Origin of the sequence: Polynucleobacter sp. UK-FUSCHL-C3, from assembly GCF_040409815.1 — a bacterium.
Classification (GTDB): Bacteria; Pseudomonadota; Gammaproteobacteria; order Burkholderiales; family Burkholderiaceae; genus Polynucleobacter.
This window is the reverse complement of the sequence record NZ_CP099959.1, coordinates 1830143-1849376: the sequence shown is the minus strand read 5'-3', so window position 1 is coordinate 1849376 and position 19234 is coordinate 1830143. Positions and strand designations below refer to the sequence as shown.

Genomic DNA, 19234 nt, shown 5'->3' with positions numbered 1-19234 from the left:
CTTCTATTATCGAGTGAAAATAGAACTATGTGCCCTAATTTATCTATCCGTCTCACTGTACGGCGAGGCTTTAGCTTCTTAGTCTGCGCTTTAACCTTGAATCTAGGCCTATGGCAATTCAGCATTGCCAAAGCCCCTACTGCTTCCAAATCCCAACAGAATCAGCCCGTATCTCAGGAGTTGTCCGAAGCTGATAAATTGTTCATTGAGTTACGCGATGCGGCACGAAAGAATGATGTCACGCGAAGCGGTCAATTGGCAGCAGCGCTGGTTAATTATCCCTATACCGACTATGTACGGTATTTCAGAATCAAGCCACAACTATTTGATAAAGGTAATGAGGCGCGCGCCGATACGATACTCGATGAAGAGGTGTATGCATTTTTAAGAGCATATGAGGGGACTGCGATTGCAGATCGACTACGTAACGATTGGTTGCTCGTTCTCGGTAAACGCAAAGACTGGCCACAGTTTGATAAAGAGTATTCACTCTTCATGTTGGATGACGACACCAATGTGAAATGCTATGCATTGCAGTCACGACTTGCGAAACAGGAAGATCCAAAACGGATTGGCGAAGATGCTTTAAAAATCATGATCGATCCACGCAATTTTGGTTCAGCATGCCAAGAGCTAGTTCCCCTTTTAGTACAAGCTAAAGGGCTGACAATCTCTCAGGCGAAAGCCTTGGGGCGTGCAGCTGCCGAAATGAATTTAGAGACCATTGGAAAACGGATTGGGGGCGATGATCTGCTTGCGACGCTTGTGCGTTCAGCTCGCGCTGATGCTAGTAAGGCCTACCGTGATTTTTTACAATCGAACGCTCGGCTCAGTAAAGAGGATCAAGCAATGGCCTGGGGCGTGCTTGGACAATTTTTAGCAAAACGCTTAGACCGAAACGCGATTGATGCGTATCGGCGTCAACAGCAACTCGGCTTTGATGCTCTTTTGTCAACCGAAAGCCAAGAGTGGAAAGTGCGCACGGCCTTACGGGCTCACGATTGGCAGTTAACCAAGGATGCGATTGAGAAAATGAATCCGGCAGTAAGACAACGCGATCCAGCATGGACCTATTGGTATGGTAGGGCCTATAAAGAGCTCGGCAGTCCTGAATTAGCTAATGCACAATTTAAGGAGTTAGAGGATCAATATCATTTTTATGGGCAGCTGGCGCGCGAGGAGCTTGGTAAAGCAATCTTTATTCCGGCCAAAGTAAAAGTTAGCGAGGCAGAAATTAAAGGAATGGCAGGGCGCAATGGCTTTGTTCGGGGTGAACAGTTCTATGCAATGAATTTACGCTTTGAAGGGAATCGTGAGTGGAATTGGGAGTTGCGCGGTATGAGCGATAAGCAATTATTGGCTGCCGCAGAGTATGCCAAACGGATCCACCTATACGACCGGACCGTTAATACGGCAGATCGCACAAAAGGGGAGCATGACTTTGCATTGCGTTACCCCACCCCATTTAAAGAACAATTGAGTCCAATTGCCAAGAATATTGATTTAAATCTCGCGTGGGCATATGGTTTGATTCGGCAAGAGTCACGATTTATAACAAACGCCTCCTCTTCGGTTGGGGCATCGGGACTTATGCAAGTGATGCCTAATACAGCCAAGTATGTCGCCAAAAAAATAGGGATGAACTCTTATACGAATGAGCGCCTAAAGGATACCCAAACAAATTTAACCCTAGGTAGCCACTACCTCAATATGGTTCTCCAAGACCTTGATGGATCATGGGTACTCGCTTCTGCTGCATACAATGCAGGGCCCTCTCGACCAAAATCGTGGCGCGAGAAGTTAACGCAATCAACGGAGGGCGCAATTTTTGTTGAGTCCATTCCGTTTAATGAGACCCGCACCTACGTGAAAAATGTCTTGGCTAATGCAACGTATTATTCTCTTTTAATGGATGGAAAGTCGAGCACGATCAAGCAGCGTCTTGGTACCATTCAGCCAAAAACAGCCGTATTAAGCGAGCTACCATGAAGCACGATGTATTAATTATTGGCGGTAGTGGTTTTGTTGGAAAAACCATCGCTCAGCAGTTGCAGCAAAAGGGTTACTCGGTATTAATACCGTCAAGACGCTACAGCGCTATTCGTGATCTCCGCTTGTTGCCCAGCGTTACTCTTGTTGAGACCGATGTTAATCATCGCGAAGCAATTCATGATCTCTTGGCAGAGTTAAAGCCAACGGCCACAGTTATTAATTTAGTCGGGATTTTGCATGACCGTACGGGTCATCCTTATGGCCCAGGTTTTAAGAAGGCGCACGTTGATCTTCCAGAAATGCTTATGCAGGAGATGAAAGTTTTTGGCCTAAAACGATATCTGCATATGAGTGCCTTAGGAGCGCATTCTCAAGGACCTTCCATGTATCAACGAAGCAAAGGAGATGGCGAGCGGTGTGTCGAGCAAAGCGGACTTGATTGGACTATTTTTAGACCTTCGGTCATCTTTGGTGAGCAAGATCAATTTATCAATACCTTTGTGGGCTTGGCTAAACTTTTTCCGGTGATTCCTCTGGCCAATACCCAAGCTCTTTTCCAGCCTGTGAGCGTCAATGATGTTGCGAAAGCATTCGTAATGGCCCTAGAGGATCAGCGTACGATCCATGGTATTTATGATTTGGTCGGTCCGGAAGTATTTAGCATGGAAGATTTAGTGCGATTTGCAATCCGTAAAGCAGGCAAAAAGAACCCAGTGATTTCATTGCCCAATTGGGTAGGATATCTACAAGCTATTGCCTTTGAGTTTGGGCCCGGACCTACGCTAATGTCCCGCGATAATATTGCTTCGATGAGCGTTCCTAATGTATTGGCACTCGGTAGTCGTGACTCGTTAAGCGAAGACTTTGGGATTGCTAAACAGCATTTAGAAAGCTTAATTGCTTGAAGATTTATCAAGTTGGCGGTGCTGTACGCGATCGCTTGCTCGGTTTACCAGTTCATGACATTGATTATGTAGTGGTCGGATCGTCGGTTGAGGAAATGCTAGCGAACGGCTTTCGTCCCGTCGGCAGTCATTTTCCAGTCTTTTTGCACCCACAAACCCAGCATGATTATGCCCTTGCCAGAACAGAGCGTAAAACCGCACCTGGGCATCAAGGATTTGTATTTCATGCAGATCCAAGCATTCGGCTCGAGGACGATCTTAAGCGACGCGATTTAACGATTAATGCCATCGCTCAAGAAGTAAACGCTTCGGGCGAGCTCATCGGAGATTTAATTGATCCATATCAGGGCAAAGCAGATTTAGAGCAAGGCATATTTCGTCATCTATCGAATGCGTTTTCGGAAGATCCCTTAAGAGTATTGCGAGTCGCACGATTTGCCGCCCGTTTTCCGAAGTTCAATATTGCCCCAGAGACACTCGTTTTAATGAAATCAATGGTGCATAACGGTGAGCTTAAGACCTTATCCAAGGAGCGAGTTTGGCAAGAGCTTGCAAAAGCGTTTATATCTCAAGCGCCCGAATGCTTTATAGAAGTCTTAGAACAATGCGATGCGCTTGAGGAAATTTGGCCCAATGCGCTTGTTAAGCAGTGGCAGCATATGTCAAGCAGAAAAGAAATACTTGCCCAGTTACATCAGGCAGTTACCGTATATCCAGAGCTAGACAAACGCTTAGCGATTGTCTTAAAGCGACTAAAGCGGTCAGAGATTGTTGATTGGGCAAGCGGGTTGAGAGTGCCAAATGACATTACAGAGTATTGCCTGCTTACTGCTGATTTTGAAGCGTGCCGCCACTCCCCCATTCATCCGCAGATAGCCCTTGATTTGTTTAATCGCTCCGATGTTTGGCGTAAACCAAAGCGCTTTATAGAGGTACTTCGTTTAGCAGATACACTCGGTATTGATATTCAGGAATGGCAGAATTTAATGGAGGCTGCTCTGCAGATTGATGGGGGGCAGATTGCAGCAGAGATCAGTCAACAAGGCATAAGCACCAATCATGGCACGCAAATACATCAGGCGCTTGCGCATGCACGTCTAATGGCCATTACACGGACACTTGATCAATAAAATCGGTTGCGGCCTGCAAAGCCAGGTAATTGGTTTAGTTGAAGATTGAGTGTCTCTAGATTTTTTCCAAAAGCGATCACCTTAAAGAGTTCGCCCATTTCTGCTTCAGATATTAATTTTTGTAGCGCATTTGAAATCGGGAGAAAGTGCTCTATATCGTGCGGATCTGATTTTTCTAATACAAGTTCCATAATGCCTGCATCGAGTAAATAGGATGCTTGGCTTGAGAAAAAAAGTTCACCATGGATACTTTCCTCTAATATTCGCAATAGGCTAGAGCACTCAATATGGTTTGTGATATCGGAGATGCCAGGAAATTGCAGCACATCGGTCAGCGCACGATGGCGATGATGAGCCATCAAGGTTCCAGATTGGCGCTGAGGGTGGTAGTACTCTTGCTCATGAAAGCCATAGTCAATGATTAGTAATAAGCCGCAAGCCAATTGTTCTGTAAGCGATCTGAGCCAGGCTTGTGCTTGTAGATGCACTTCTGTTGTATAGCCATCAGCAAATGCTTCAGTATTTAGTAATACTGGAGGTATCTTATTAAGTTCAGCTTGGCTTAAGGCGGCACCTATGGTGGAAACGAGTGATGCTGGAGAAGAATCTGTATCGACTGCAATATCAAGACGATGCCATATGTTGCGATGCATGCAAATTCGCTCGCATGGAATAGCATCTAACACCTCATTTGCTAAGACTACCCCCTCAATATGATTAGGGATAGAGCTTAACCAAATGCACTGCGTATGAATCGCATGCTCATGACAGATATTCTTTAAAAGAAGCTGTTGGCGTTTAGCAAGGTCAGGTGAGAGTTCGATAATTTGATATTCATCAAGATCAAATTCGCGTAAATGCAATTCCAGCAGAATCGATTTTGCAAGACTGCCGGTGCCCGCACCGAATTCCAAAACACGGGTAGGAAGGCCCTGTTGCTTAAGAGCCTCTAAGACGGGCAAGATGGTACTTACGATGGTTTGTCCAAAAAAAGGACTAATTTCAGGAGCGGTTATGAAATCACCAGCGACCCCAAATTTTTCTATGTCAGAAGAGTAATAGCCCAAATTAGGCTCATACAGGGCAATATGCATATACCTAGAAAAGGCCAGATGCCCCCCATTTTGCTTAATTTCCTGGGAAATTTTAGCCATCATCGCGGCCAAATGCTCCTCTTCGGGCTGGGTCAGGTTAATATCCATAGCTCATTAGTCTAAGAGAGTTTACGTGGAAGGTTCAAAGACGTCCTCGCATCGTACTGTTTTGCTTACCGGAGCGGCTAAACGCTTGGGTAAAGAAATTGCTTTGCACTTCGCTAAGGCGGGATGGAATGTGGTTTTACATTACGGCAGCTCTAAGCAAGATGCTTTAGAGACCCTTGCAAAAATTAAGAGCTTGGGAGTTGAGGCAATTGCAATTCAGGCCAACTTGGCAGAGGCCGAAGAGATCAAGGTTTTGTTTAAAGCAAGTATCGATCAATTTAATAGAATCGATTGCTTAATTAATAGCGCCTCTGTCTTTGAATACGATCGACCCAGTCAGGCAATGCATATGCTGACACAGCCGAGCCTCATGGGTAATATCCAAGTCAATCTAGCCGCACCAGTTTTGCTGGCACAAGAAATGTTTCATCATCTCCAAAAGCAGCCCGCTCGTAATGATGGTCTCGTTCCGGTAACGATTCAGTTACTGGATCAAAAGCTGATTAATTTAAATCCGGATTATTTCTCCTATACATTGTCAAAGAGCGCATTGTTAACAGCCACTGAAATGATGGCGCTTGATTTTGCTCCAATCATGCGCTCGGTCGGTTTGGCCCCCGGCATAACACTGCCATCTGGTCAACAAACAGAAGCAGAATTCTTACGCGCACATCGGATGACCCCAATGGGGTATTCATCCAGTGCAGATGATATTGCACAGGCAGCATTATTTATTGCTAATGCAAAAGCAATCACAGGCACAACCATTTATGTCGATGGCGGTCAGCATTTGCTGTCATCGGAGCGTGATGTGATGTTTAACACTCAATAAGGTCGCCATGCACTCCCTTTTATCGCATCCCAGTCTAATAAATTGCCGCCGCTTATTTTTAAAAGACTATGAGGTTTATATCAATATTGGTGTTCATGATTTTGAGAAGAAAGCAGAGCAACGCGTAATTTTTAATGTTGATCTTTATGTGCCTCTTGAGCAAAATACCCCCATGCATGATCGATTGGATGAGGTTCTGGATTATGACTTTATTCGTAAAACAATTACTCAAAGAGTCCAGAGAGGACACATTCATCTCCAAGAAACTCTATGCGACGATATTGTTGGGGCAGTTTTAGAGCACCCTAATGTAATGGCTGCGAGGGTTAGTACCGCAAAACCAGATGTTTATCCCGATTGCGAGGCGGTTGGGGTTGAGGTGTTCAAGATTAAACAGGTTAGTCAATAACTCTCATCTTATTTATTGACTATGGCAGATCCTCGTAAACAAGCTTTTGAAGAGAATAAGTTAGATAAAAAATTGTCTCGTTTGGTGGGCGAGGCAATTGGTGACTTTAGGATGATTGCCGACGGTGATAAGGTGATGGTATGTATATCAGGCGGCAAAGACAGTTATACCTTACTAGATATCTTATTAAAACTACGCGAGCGTGCCCCCATCTCCTTTGAGATCGTGGCAGTTAATTTGGATCAGAAGCAGCCAAATTTTCCGGCGGAGATATTGCCCAACTATTTAAAGCAACTAAATGTACCGTTTCATATTGAAGAGCAAGATACGTACAGCATTGTAAAACGAGTTATTCCTGAGGGAAAAACAACCTGTGGCTTGTGTTCACGTTTACGGCGCGGTATTTTGTATCGGGTTGCAGATGAGCTCGGGGCTACCAAGATAGCCTTAGGACATCATCGTGATGATATTTTAGAAACCCTTTTGTTAAATATGTTCTTTGCAGGGAAGCTGAAGGGTATGCCCCCAAAATTACGCTCTGATGATGGGCGGCATATTGTGATTCGTCCGCTTGCCTATGTTCCAGAAAAGCTGATTGAGCGTTATGCTACCTCCATGAGCTTCCCCATCATTCCGTGTGATCTATGTGGTAGTCAGCCCAATCTTCAAAGGGCAGCCATGAAGAAGCTCTTGCGGGACTGGGAGAAGCAATTTCCTGGCCGAGTTGAGAATATTTTCCGCTCAATGCATCAGATTGTGCCCTCGCATTTAATGGATCCCAACGCATTTGATTTCCAAGGACTAGAGAGCCATAAGAACCTCAGTGCCCTGGGAATAAACCTTGAGGGAGATTTAGCAATTGATGAGGGTGAAGATGTGTGTGTCCCGCTGAATCAAGCCCAATTCCCTATTTCATTTGCTGATAAGCTTTAATTTCTTAGACCAACCGCTTTCTCATTAACCCATCTCAAGCCCTATACTTATGGCTATGAATATAGTGATATTGGCAGCTGGGCAAGGCAAGCGCATGAAATCTGCTTTGCCAAAGGTATTGCAACCTCTAGCGGGCAAACCCCTTTTAGAGCATGTACTAGAAACCGCTATTTCTTTAACGAAGGCAGCACAGCCAGTAGTAGTTATTGGGCATGGCGCACAGTATGTCAATGCATTCCTAAGCGATTTAGCGAACCGTAATCCACGTTTTAAGGCAATTAAAACGGTTTTACAAAAAGAGCAAAAGGGTACAGGCCATGCGCTCTTACAGACCCTAACCAAATTAAATAAAGATTTACCAACTCTTGTCTTATATGGCGATGTGCCATTGACCACAAAAGATACTCTTCAAAGCCTCATTCGCTTAGCCGATGGAGTTCGCGCAAAACAGTCGGCCCTCGGTTTATTAACCCAGAATATGGAAAACCCAAAGGGGTACGGGCGCATTGTGCGAGATCAGGATGGCGCAGTAAGTGCGATCGTTGAAGAAAAAGATGCCAGCCCAAGCATTAAAGCAATTCATGAGATTAATACAGGTATCATGGTTTTGCCAAGCGAGTCTTTATCGAAGTGGCTTAAGAGCTTAAAGACTAAAAATGCCCAAGGTGAGTATTACTTAACGGATGTGATTGCAATGGCAGTCCGCGATGGTGTTCCCATCCGAACCTCACAAGCAAAAAATGAGTACGAGATCTTAGGAGTCAATAGTCGTGATCAGTTGGCTGCGCTAGAGCGTCAAATACAAAGACAGCGAGCCGCTGCATTATTAGAATCAGGCGTTACCTTATTCGATCCTGAGCGTATTGATATCCGTGGCGAACTTAGTTGTGGTCAGGATGTATGGATCGACGTGGGTTGTGTGTTTGAAGGACGCGTTCACTTGGCAGCCGGAGTTCGTATTGGCCCTTATTGCGTTCTAAAAGATACCCAGATTGCTACCAATACGCAAGTCGGAGCATTCACACATATCGATGGTGCACAAATTGGTGCTGAAGCACGAGTGGGCCCCTATGCACGCATTCGACCGGGTACGATATTGGCGAACGAAGTTCATATTGGTAACTTTGTAGAAGTTAAAAACACGAAGATTTCGGCACAGAGCAAAGCCAACCATTTGGCTTATGTGGGCGATTCTATTGTGGGGGCTCGTGTCAATATCGGCGCCGGCACTATTACCTGTAACTACGATGGTGTCAATAAGCATCAAACGATTATTGAGGATGATGTTTTTATTGGATCTGATACTCAGTTAGTGGCACCTGTGAAAGTTGGTAAGGGGGCCACCTTGGGCGCAGGAACAACCCTGACCAAAGATGCTCCTGCTGGAAAGTTAACTGTGTCGCGCGCGAAGCAAGTCTCGTTAGACTGGCAAAGACCGATAAAGATCAAGCCCAAATCTAGCAAAGTAAAGAAATAATCTATGTGCGGAATTGTGGGCGCAGTCTCCAAGAGTAATGTGGTCGATACCTTGATCGAGGGTTTGCGGCGTCTGGAATATCGTGGCTATGACTCTTGCGGTTTTGCAGTGATAGATGCCACCAAGACAAATCATCCACTGCAGAGAGCTAGAACAACTGCACGAGTCGCTGATTTAGCGAAGCAGGCCACCGAGTTTAATGGCCATATTGGGATTGCGCATACCCGTTGGGCCACCCATGGTAAGCCAGACACACAAAACGCACACCCCCATATCTCGAATGACTTAATTGCGCTGGTGCATAACGGCATTATTGAGAACTATGAGGCATTACGTGAACAACTGATTGCCGCTGGATATCAATTTAGTTCTGAGACTGATACCGAGGTAATTGCGCACTTAGTTCATCGCGAGTATGTCAAATTAGCTAAGCCTGACTTAAGAGAGGCTGTAGCAGCGAGTATTTTGCAGTTAAAGGGGGCTTATGCCATCGCAGTCATTTCTCAAACAGAACCTAAGCGCTTAATTGGAGCTCGTGCTGGATCCCCCCTGATTGTAGCGATTGGCGATGATGGTCATTACGTATCTTCCGACGCCCTAGCATTAGCAGGAAAAGCACAAACCATGATTTACCTTGAAGAAGGGGACTTGGTGGCAATCAGTGAGGGCGATTTCAATGTTTGGGATCGTGGCGGAAAAATTGTAAGTCGTGAAATCAAGCCAATGCCAGTGCAGGGAGAGGCTGTTGAATTGGGACCCTATCAGCATTTCATGCAAAAGGAGATTTTTGAACAGGCCCGCGCGGCTTCTGACACGATTGCTCATATTTCTGAGTTTGGACCAGCCCTGTTTGCTGCTGATCCTAAAGAATGGCAAGCGTTTGATCAGATTTTACTTTTAGCCTGTGGTACCAGTTATTACTCTGCCTGCGTTGCTAAATATTGGCTTGAAGAAATTGCACGCATTCCAACCCAAGTGGAGATTGCAAGCGAGTATCGCTATCGTCAGTCAATTCCCAGGTCAAAAACTTTAGTAGTCGTTGTCTCCCAATCGGGAGAAACCGCTGATACATTAGCGGCCTTACGACATGCAAAGGAGCTTGGTCACGGCATGACCTTATCGATTTGTAATGTTGCTTCTAGTGCTATGGTGCGTGAGACACAATGGCACTTTTTAACGCATGCTGGTACAGAGGTGGGTGTAGCATCTACAAAAGCCTTCACGACCCAGTTACTTGCTTTGTACTTATTGGCCTGCTCGATTGCAAAGCGCAAAGGATTGGTATCGAGCGATGCCGAGAAAAAAATGCTTCATGATCTGCGGCATTTACCACAGGCGATTCATGCAGTATTAGCGCTAGAGCCACAAATTATTTCTTGGAGTCAATTGTTCATAAAATGCGAGAACGCATTATTTTTAGGACGAGGTATCCATTTTCCCATTGCTTTAGAGGGGGCCTTAAAGCTGAAAGAAATTTCCTATATACATGCAGAGGCCTATCCTGCTGGCGAACTTAAGCACGGGCCACTAGCCTTGGTAACTGAAAAAATGCCGGTGGTTACCGTAGCGCCCAACGATACGCTTCTCGAAAAGCTCAAGTCAAATATGCAAGAAGTCAAGGCTCGCGGAGGACAGCTATTTGTTTTTGCAGACCAAGGCACTCACATTAAGAGTGAGGAAGGCATACGGGTGATTCGCCTGCCTGAGCACTATGGAGATTTATCTCCCATCTTGCACGTTATTCCACTCCAACTCTTGGCCTATCACACCGCCTGTGCTTTGGAGACTGACGTTGATAAACCACGTAATTTAGCCAAAAGCGTCACGGTCGAATAAATCCGCATTAAGTAGCATCCTTGTGGTCAAATATTGGATGTGAAAAGTCGTTTAGTTACCCCACATTTTTCTTGGAAATTCTGTCTGTCATATCCCAGTAAAAATGGGCTGGCACTGATTGTTTCTCTTGGTCTTGGTGCATGCGCAGTCGGACCCGATTTTAAGAAACCAGACGCACCTAAGGTTAGTTCGTTTACAGAAAAGCCGGTTAGCAATAAGTTAGCAACAGCACCAGGTGTGGGCGGAACACAACAGAGCATAGAACCTGCAGCAGATATCCCAGCAGAATGGTGGGCCTTGTATCGCTCTCCCGAGCTTGATAATTTGATTAAGCAAGCTTTAAAACGTAATCCGAATTTAGGTGCTGCAGACGCAACTCTGAGAGCAGCTCAAGAAAATGCAAATGCAGCTTTTGGATCTTTTCTATTTCCGAGTATCGGTTTAGGAGGAAGTGCAACACGCCAGCAAATAAATCCGTCCACATTTGGACAGGGCTCTGGAAGTCCCAGTATTTATAACATTTACAACACCTCGGTTTCTGTGAACTATAACCTTGATGTATTTGGTGGCGCACGTCGTGCAGTTCAAAGTGCAGAAGCGCAGGCAGAGATTTCTGGATTTCAGCTCGAGGGAGCCTATTTAAATCTGACAGCAAATATAGTGACTACGGCGATTCGTGAAGCTGCATTACGCGCCCAGTATGAATCCAATCTAGAGATCTACGAAGCACAGAAAAATCTGGCGGATATTATTGCAAAACAACTCGAGATCGGAACTGCATCGCGGGTTGATCTCACTTCACAACTTTCTCTAGCAGCTAGTTCACAAATTGATTTGCTCAATCTGAATAAAAACTTGTCTTTTACTCGTAATCAGTTATCGGTACTGGTAGGTGAGTTTCCGGGTAACGGCGTGCTGGCTAAATTTGATTTAAATAAATTAAATCTACCCGAGAAAATTCCCCTATCCGTACCATCGGATTTGGTCCGCCAACGCCCTGATATAAGGGCTGCAGAAGCCTATATTAAATCTACTAATGCCTTAGTTGGTGTCGCAACTGCTAATTTGTTGCCACAAATTACCCTCAGTGGCGCCACAGGTTCACAGGCATTAACGACTGGCGCTCTATTTGGGCCCAATGCCGCAATTTGGTCAGTTGCCGGTGGAGTCTTTCAGCCTTTGTTTCAAGGGGGCGCATTACTTGCTCAGCGTAGAGGGGCAATTGCCACTAACGAAGCTGCCGTCTTTCAGTATCAGGCAACCGTCCTGAGCGCCTTTCAGGAAGTGGCCAATGCATTACAAGCATTAGAAAGCGATGCCCTTGCCCTAAGAGCGGCATCCGAAGCTGAGCGGAATGCCTTAGAGTATCTAAATTTACTAGAGCAACAATATAAATTAGGTACAGGAAGTTATTTGGCTGTGTTAATCGCTCAAAGGCAATATCAGCAAACCAAGTTTCGTTTGATTGATGCACAAGCCAATCGATTTGCGAACACCGCAGCTTTATTTGTGGCCCTCGGTGGAGGTTGGTGGAATCGCACTGGCCCTGCTTATCAGGCGCAGAAGAAAGAAGACCTCCATAATCAAGGATCTAGTCAGCAAGAGATGCGCCAATGAATGCAATACACACCATCATCGCTTGGATAAAAAATAAAGTCTTGAGTAAACAGAATCTCGACTTTGTTTTGCTACAGCTTAAAAAGATAGCTAACGCAACTCGGCCACGAGAGCGGTTTAGAAATACAAAGACATACGCTGCCCTGATGCAGATGCCAACATTAAAGCGCCGCATGATTGTGATGCTTGTTTCAGTCTTTGTGCTCCTTGGCTTGGTCGTGGGATTTAATCAATTAAAAACCTTGATGTTCAATTACTTTATGTCTGGTTTGGGGTTACCCCCAGCTACCGTCACAACGATGGTTATTGAAAAGCAGGAATGGCAGCCCAAGATGACTAGTGTTGGAAACGTCCGCGCTTTTCGGGGTGTTGATTTAAGCACTGAAATTGGCGGCCTGGTATTAAATGTTCCAATCAAGTCAGGCTTAGATGTTAAGGAGGGCGATCTTCTTATTAAGCTGAATGACGCAGCGGATCTTGCACAACTAGAGGCGATGAAGGCAATGGCTGATCTTGCCAAGGTCATTAATGAGCGTGATAAGGCTCAGTTAGCTATTCAGGCAATTAGTAAAAATGTCTATGACACCAGCACGGCAGATATGAAAGCCAAGCGTGCTCAGGTAGATCAGCAAACTGCATTGGTAGCCAAAAAGAATTTAAAGGCCCCATTTAGCGGTCGTGTTGGTATTGTGACGATTAATCCAGGTCAATATGTAAATCCAGGGGATAAACTACTGACCCTGCAAACTATTGACCCAATCTACGTTGACTTTACTTTACCGCAAAGCTCAGCAGGAACTATTAAAGCTGGACAAACAATCGACTTGCAAACGGATGCATTTAAAGATTCTATATTTTCTGGCAAGATCACTGCGGTTAGCCCTAAAGTTGATCTCAATACACGCAATATTCAGATTGAAGCGCAGATTAGCAATCCAGATAAAAAGTTATTACCTGGGATGTTTGCTAATGTAAACATTAATTTAGGCGATAAGCTTGAGCTTCTAACCTTGCCACAAACCGCTGTGACCTACAACCCATACGGAAGTACAGTTTTTATTGCTGTTAAAACTAATCGTAAGGATAAAAAAGGCAATCCCATTATGGAGGCGCAGCAAGTATTTGTGACACCAGGGCTCAAGCGTGGTGATCAAGTCGCAATTATGAAAGGCCTAGAATCAGGCATGACTGTGATCACGAGCGGCCAATTAAAGCTAAAAAATGGTACCCCACTCATTGTAAATAATAGCGTCTTGCCGGCTAACTCGCCAAATCCTAAACCACAAGAGCAATGAGTCAGGACTTTACGCGTCATCAATGGACGGATATTTTTATTCGTCGGCCAGTGTTGTCAATCGTAGTTAGTCTCTTAATCTTATTGTTGGGCTTAAAAGCTGTTGGATCCTTACCCGTTAATCAGTACCCCCAAACCCAAAATGCGGTTGTAACGATTACGACAGCTTATTTTGGTGCTGACCCAGAAACCATTGCTGGCTTTATTACTCAGCCATTAGAAGGCGCCATTGCCCAAGCTCAGGGCATCGATTATTTGTCATCAATCAGTATTGGCGGGGTATCAACCATTTCTGCTACCTTGCGCTTGAACTATGACGCAAACAAAGCGTTGACACAAATTAATACGCAAATTAGTTCAGTTCGCAATCAACTACCACCGCAAGCTCAGCAGCCGATCTTAACGGTGCAAATTGGCCAATCAACAGCCGCTATGTATATGGGCTTTTATAGTGATGAGATTGCCAACAATAGCATTACCGATTATTTATTGCGGGTCGTCAAGCCAAAGCTCGACTCTATTAGCGGTGTACAAAATGCGGAGATCCTGGGGGGGCGTAAATTTGCTTTACGGGCATGGCTAGATCGCGATCGGATGGCGGGATTAGGGGTTTCTCCAGACGAGGTATATGCAGCACTTGCTGCTAATAATTATTTATCACCTGTAGGCAGCACCAAGGGGCAAATGGTATCGGTTGACTTGGTCGCTAGCACTGACTTGCATTCGCTCGATGAATTTCGGAAATTGGTCATTAAGCGAAATGGTGCTGATATTGTTTATCTTGAGCAAGTTGCAACCGTAACTCTAGGCTCAGAAGATTACAACAATAATGTTGCTTTTAATGGCAAACAATCTGTGTTTATTGGCATTAAGGTAGCGCCTGATGCTAATTTGCTTGATGTAGCAAAGCGCATTCGAAACACATTCCCTGATATTCAAAGGCAACTTCCTTCTGGTTTAAATGCCAAAATCGTATTTGACTCTACTGACTTTATTAATACATCGATCGAAGAGGTTGTCAAAACTCTTCTAGAGGCATTAGTTATTGTGACCCTTGTGATTTATTTATTTTTGGGTAGCTATCGAGCGGTAGCAGTCCCAGTGCTAGCAATGCCACTCTCTTTGATTGGCACTTTTTTTATGATGCAGGCACTTGGCTACTCAATTAATTTACTCACCTTGCTTGCCTTAGTGCTAGCTATTGGATTAGTGGTAGATGATGCAATTATTGTGGTTGAGAACGTTGATCGCCACATGAAGGAGGGTAAATCACCTCTCGAGGCTTCTCTAATTGCAGCCCGAGAATTAGGTAATCCTATTTTAGCGATGACGGTTGTGTTGATTGCAGTTTATATCCCCATCGGTTTTCAGGGAGGCTTAACTGGCGCACTCTTCACTGAATTTGCTTTTACCTTGGCAGGAGCAGTGGCAGTATCTGGCGTAGTAGCGTTGACCCTTTCGCCCATGATGTGTTCACAAATCTTCTCGCAGGAAGAAGAAATGTCGCCTTTCGTGAAAAAGATTGATGCGGTATTCGAGCGAGTGCGCCACTCATATCAAGAAACACTTCGTGACCTTTTATCAACCTGGCAGGTCATTATTGTGATGGGCGCTTTGCTTTTAGGGGGCGTTGTTTATCTCTATGCAACCGCCCGTTCAGAGTTAGCTCCAACGGAAGACCAAGGGATTGTTTTGATGTCAGCGATTGGACCACCAAATTCAACGGTGAACCAGATGCAAGGCTATGCTGATCAAATATTTCAGATTGCAAGTAATGAACCTGAGTATAAGCAGATGTTCCAGATTACGAGCCCAACATCTAGCTTCGGCGGCGTGATCATGAAAGACTGGGGTGAGCGCAGCCGCAGCGCGACCAAGTTTCAAGAAGACTTGCAAAATAAGTGGAGCAGTATTGCTGGAACACGGGTGGCAGCGTTTCAGTTCCCAGCATTACCGGGTGCGCAGGGATTTCCGGTCCAGGTAGTGATTAATACCACCGAGCCCTATACCAATTTAAATGAGGTATCACAGCAGGTCTTAGATAAGGCAAGGCAAAGTGGCATGTTCTTCTTTGTGGACTCTGATTTGAAGATTGATAAGCCACAAGATGTCTTGCAAATTGATCGCGAGAAAGTAGCTGCCTTAGGGATGTCTCAAAGAGATGTCGGTAATGCACTATCCGCTGCATTGGGCGGTGGGTTTGTGAATTACTTTTCGGTAGCAGGCCGTTCGTATCGGGTGATCCCGCAGGTTAAACAAACCGATCGATTAAATCCCGATCAAATATTAGATTACTACATTAAGACACCAAGTGGAGCGATGGTTCAAGCAAGAACAATTGCAAGTATCGAAAGCCGAGTTGTGCCACAGTCAATCAATCGGTTTCAGCAACTCAACTCTGCGACTATTAGCGGTGTTAGTACGCCATTTGTGTCGCAAGAGGAAGTATTAAGTTTCCTAGAAAAATCGATTAAAGAAGCAGCCCCTTCGGGCTACTCGGTTGACTACGCTGGACCTTCGCGACAGTTCAAGGCAGAATCTGGCGGCTTTTTGATCACTATGGTCTTTGCCGTGTTAATTGTGTTTTTAGTTCTAGCTGCGCAGTTCGAGAGCTTCAGAGACCCCTTGGTTATTTTGGTTTCTGTACCACTTGCCTTATTTGGTGCGCTGATCTTTATTAATTTGGGCTTTACAACCTTAAACGTATATACCCAAGTAGGCCTAGTAACTCTCATGGGCTTAATTAGTAAGCACGGTATTTTGATAGTTGAGTTCGCAAACGAATTACAAGAGGCTGGACGTAGCAAGCTTGAGGCAATTATTGAGGCGAGTAGCGTACGCTTGCGCCCTATTTTGATGACCACCGCTGCCATGGTGCTGGGCGTGGTTCCCTTGGTGATTGCATCAGGGGCTGGCGCAGCCGGACGTCAATCGATGGGGATAGTGATTTTTACTGGGCTTGCGATTGGTACTCTATTTACTTTATTTGTTGTGCCAGCCATGTATCTGTATATCGGCGCCGATCATCAGCAAAAGAAATTTAAGCAAGCTTAATCGCTATTGAATCGCTTTTATAAAATGAGTGTTCGTACAAATCATTTCGTACCAGCGTTTGATGTGTATCAGCTCTGTCCGTGGACCTGTTTTATCAGGGTACTGATCTGCCAGCATGATCCAGCGCTTAACGCATAGTGCAATAGTAATATCGCCCAGATTAAATTTGGAGCCCGAGCAAAAAGCTTGATTGGCAAGGACGCCATCAAAAATACCCAAAAGTCGATTAGATTCTTGGAAAGCATTTTTGATGGCAGTGTAATCACGTTCTTCCTCGGGGACACGAGTAAGGCCAAGAAATGGAACGCGCAATGATGGCCATAGAGTACTAATTTGCCAATCCATCCATTTCTCAGAAGAGGCTTGGCTTGCAAGATCATCTGGGAAGGCATTATTGGAGTCATACTTTTTAGCAAGATAGCGCATGATGGTATTGGATTCCCACAGAACAAGAGCTCCATCTTCTAGGGTTGGGACCAGGCCATTGGGATTTAGTTTTAAATAATCCGGGGTCTTATTGATACCAAAATGTAGACCCGCATCAATTTGTTTAAAGTCAGATCCCTCGTCCAAGCCAAGTTCCGCGAGTACCCAAAGTACTTTTTGGACATTAATCGACGATTTTCTACCCCAAAGTGTCATCATTTGATACTACCTTCTGGATCAAGAGCAAGTTGATTAAATTGACTTTGTGCAAACAAAAGTGGATGGCGATCTGAATCTTGCTCGATACTCAAAACACGCGCCACGATAATATGATGATCGCCGCCTTCATGAACAGCAACAGTTTCGCATTCAAAATAAGCCAAACAATTAGCAAGACGCATTAAACCGCTTGGCTCAATCCGGTGTTCCATTTGAATACTATTTTTATTAAGTTGTTTTGCAAAGACAAGAGCCAACTCTTTCTGATTAATATCTAGGACATGAATTAGTTGCTTCTGCCCAATACGGAAACAATTGCATAAGTCCGATTGACTGCCAATGCTCCAAAGTACCAATGGGGGGTTGAGCGATACCGTGTTAAATGAGCTTATTGTGATTCCAACTGGTTGTGCATCTTCATTTAAGCCGGTAATGACCGTGACACCGGTGGCAAAGCAAGAAAAAGCTCGTCTGAGTTCCTGGGCAGAAAATTGATTTTGCAATGACTTCTACTTTTATTTAGAGTTTGAGGGTTTTAGACCAGGAATAGGGATAAGCAGTTCATTTTCTTCGGCTTTCACACACTTAAAGCGATAGTCTTTGCCAGCTTTTGATATGAAACTCGCTCCAATATAAAAATCATCCTTACAAATTTTATTAGCAAAATCCATGACTTGTTGGGACTCAGCGCTAGAATTAATCAGGCGCATATTGCCCAAAGACATCTTCAGCTCAGAAGAGGCGCATGCGCTTAGAAAAAGAGGTGCTGCTAGCAGGATGAATACAATACGTTTCATGTAAAAGCCTCATAATGAACTTTGAAGTAGTAGGATAAACGCTTTTGCAAAATTTGATTTAGTTATCCCATTCATTTACTGATTTAGGAAAAAAATGTTTAGAGCCATTTTAATAAATAAAGATGAGCAAGGTTACCATGCTCAATTGAGTAATTTAGATGAAAGCGCTTTGCCAGAAGGAGATGTTCGCATCAAGGTGCATTATTCCACTCTAAATTACAAAGACGGTTTAGCCATTACCGGTAAGAGTCCGATTGTGCGGAGCTTTCCTATGATTCCAGGAATTGATCTTACAGGAGAAGTGATTGAGAGCAGCAGCTCGGAGTTTAAGCCGGGCGATCTAGTTTTATTAAATGGTTGGGGAGTGGGCGAATCTCATTGGGGCGGATTAGCTCAGCAGGCGCGACTTAAATCTGAATGGCTAATACCCCTTCCTAAAGCATTGACAGCAAAGCAATCATTGGCCATTGGGACCGCTGGGTATACCGCTATGTTGTGCATTATGGCGCTCCAAAAGCATGGTGTGCGAGTGGGCGATGGTGAGATATTAGTAACCGGTGCAGCCGGAGGAGTAGGCAGTTTTGCAATTAGCTTATTGCATGAGTTGGGGTATACCGTGGTGGCGAGTAGCGGTCGTCCAGAAGAGACTAATTATTTAAAGTCTTTGGGCGCCAGTGAGGTAATTGAGCGCGCCAGCCTTTCTCAGCCTGGCAAACCCTTGGCAAAAGAGCGCTGGGCTGCCGTGGTCGACTCAGTGGGAAGCCATACCTTGGCTAATGCTTGTGCCGCAACTAAAGCGAATGGCGCAGTAGCAGCATGTGGTCTGGCTCAAGGGATGGATTTCCCGGCAAGCGTTGCCCCTTTTATATTGCGCGGTATCACCCTGTATGGCATTAACAGCGTCACACAAGTAAAGGCAGTGCGGATAGAGGCCTGGGACTATTTAGCAAAACTTTGCAAACCGCAACAACTACTGGAGATTGCTAAAGAGATCTCCTTAGAAGAAGCCATCCAGGCTAGCAGTGATTTGATTGACGGTAAGATCCGTGGCCGCGTAATTGTGGATGTAAATCGTTAAATACACCTATGTCACTAGTGAGCCCACTGATCA

The 19234-nt window shown here is 44.9% G+C and carries 16 protein-coding genes; 12 read left to right on the top strand and 4 right to left on the bottom strand.

Annotation, left to right across the window (positions count from 1 at the left end; all coding sequences use genetic code 11):
* The first annotated feature begins 27 nt into the window (after nt 1-27).
* From NKE59_RS09375 to NKE59_RS09365, 3 genes are read left to right on the top strand one after another with little or no spacing between them, the layout of a single operon-like run.
* Nucleotides 28-1989 carry a transglycosylase SLT domain-containing protein gene (locus tag NKE59_RS09375; RefSeq protein ID WP_353438738.1) on the top strand — a complete coding sequence of 654 codons (1962 nt, stop codon included), beginning with the start codon at nt 28-30 and terminating at the stop codon, nt 1987-1989.
* Nucleotides 1986-2897: a complex I NDUFA9 subunit family protein gene (locus NKE59_RS09370; RefSeq protein WP_353438737.1), complete on the top strand. Its 912-nt coding sequence runs from the start codon at nt 1986-1988 to the stop codon at nt 2895-2897. Before NKE59_RS09375 ends, NKE59_RS09370 begins: the two co-directional genes overlap by 4 nt.
* The gene (locus NKE59_RS09365) at nt 2894-4027 is read left to right on the top strand and encodes a polynucleotide adenylyltransferase (RefSeq protein ID WP_353438735.1); all 1134 of its coding nucleotides are present in this window, start codon (nt 2894-2896) and stop codon (nt 4025-4027) included. Before NKE59_RS09370 ends, NKE59_RS09365 begins: the two co-directional genes overlap by 4 nt.
* On the opposite strand, the gene NKE59_RS09360 is transcribed toward NKE59_RS09365, so the two are convergent.
* Entirely contained in the window at nt 4021-5229 is a 1209-nt protein-coding gene (locus NKE59_RS09360) for an SAM-dependent methyltransferase (protein WP_353438734.1), read from the bottom strand. The genes NKE59_RS09365 and NKE59_RS09360 overlap by 7 nt on opposite strands.
* A 25-nt stretch (nt 5230-5254) precedes the next feature.
* Between NKE59_RS09360 and NKE59_RS09355 the strand changes: the two genes are divergently transcribed.
* The 8 genes from NKE59_RS09355 (at nt 5255) to NKE59_RS09320 (ending at nt 16681) form a co-directional block, all read left to right on the top strand.
* Complete coding sequence (locus NKE59_RS09355; RefSeq protein ID WP_353438733.1) at nt 5255-6061, top strand: SDR family oxidoreductase; 807 nt, start codon at nt 5255-5257, stop codon at nt 6059-6061.
* 7 nt (nt 6062-6068) lie between these two features.
* Nucleotides 6069-6470, top strand: coding sequence for a dihydroneopterin aldolase (locus tag NKE59_RS09350; RefSeq protein ID WP_353438731.1), 402 nt, complete (start codon nt 6069-6071; stop codon nt 6468-6470).
* A gap of 21 nt (nt 6471-6491) precedes the next feature.
* Entirely contained in the window at nt 6492-7403 is a 912-nt protein-coding gene (gene ttcA, locus NKE59_RS09345; protein WP_353438729.1) for a tRNA 2-thiocytidine(32) synthetase TtcA, read from the top strand.
* A gap of 55 nt (nt 7404-7458) precedes the next feature.
* Nucleotides 7459-8880 carry a bifunctional UDP-N-acetylglucosamine diphosphorylase/glucosamine-1-phosphate N-acetyltransferase GlmU gene (gene glmU / locus NKE59_RS09340; protein WP_353438728.1) on the top strand — a complete coding sequence of 474 codons (1422 nt, stop codon included), beginning with the start codon at nt 7459-7461 and terminating at the stop codon, nt 8878-8880.
* A gap of 3 nt (nt 8881-8883) precedes the next feature.
* Nucleotides 8884-10716, top strand: coding sequence for a glutamine--fructose-6-phosphate transaminase (isomerizing) (gene glmS / locus NKE59_RS09335; protein ID WP_353438727.1), 1833 nt, complete (start codon nt 8884-8886; stop codon nt 10714-10716).
* A 39-nt stretch (nt 10717-10755) separates the two neighbouring features.
* Nucleotides 10756-12333, top strand: a complete 1578-nt coding sequence (locus NKE59_RS09330) for an efflux transporter outer membrane subunit (protein WP_353438726.1) — start codon at nt 10756-10758, stop codon at nt 12331-12333.
* A gap of 152 nt (nt 12334-12485) precedes the next feature.
* Nucleotides 12486-13628 (top strand): efflux RND transporter periplasmic adaptor subunit, encoded by a 1143-nt coding sequence (locus tag NKE59_RS09325; RefSeq protein WP_353439954.1) that lies wholly within the window; start codon nt 12486-12488, stop codon nt 13626-13628.
* A complete protein-coding gene (locus tag NKE59_RS09320; protein ID WP_353438725.1) occupies nt 13625-16681 on the top strand; it encodes an efflux RND transporter permease subunit in 3057 nt (1018 codons plus the stop codon). Before NKE59_RS09325 ends, NKE59_RS09320 begins: the two co-directional genes overlap by 4 nt.
* A gap of 3 nt (nt 16682-16684) precedes the next feature.
* Here the strand turns inward: NKE59_RS09320 and NKE59_RS09315 are convergent, their stop codons facing one another.
* Genes NKE59_RS09315 through NKE59_RS09305 form a run of 3 tightly spaced genes read right to left on the bottom strand, consistent with a single transcriptional unit; the run spans nt 16685 to nt 18123 of the window.
* Complete coding sequence (locus NKE59_RS09315) at nt 16685-17326, bottom strand: glutathione S-transferase family protein (protein WP_353438723.1); 642 nt, start codon at nt 17324-17326, stop codon at nt 16685-16687.
* Nucleotides 17323-17829, bottom strand: coding sequence for a flavin reductase family protein (locus NKE59_RS09310; RefSeq protein ID WP_353438722.1), 507 nt, complete (start codon nt 17827-17829; stop codon nt 17323-17325). The genes NKE59_RS09315 and NKE59_RS09310 overlap by 4 nt, the downstream gene beginning before the upstream one ends.
* A 12-nt stretch (nt 17830-17841) precedes the next feature.
* Entirely contained in the window at nt 17842-18123 is a 282-nt protein-coding gene (locus tag NKE59_RS09305) for a hypothetical protein (protein WP_353438721.1), read from the bottom strand.
* A gap of 94 nt (nt 18124-18217) precedes the next feature.
* Here NKE59_RS09305 and NKE59_RS09300 point away from each other — a divergent pair, with 94 nt between their 5' ends.
* Nucleotides 18218-19201 (top strand): MDR family oxidoreductase, encoded by a 984-nt coding sequence (locus NKE59_RS09300; RefSeq protein WP_353438719.1) that lies wholly within the window; start codon nt 18218-18220, stop codon nt 19199-19201.
* Nucleotides 19202-19234: the final 33 nt, after the last annotated feature.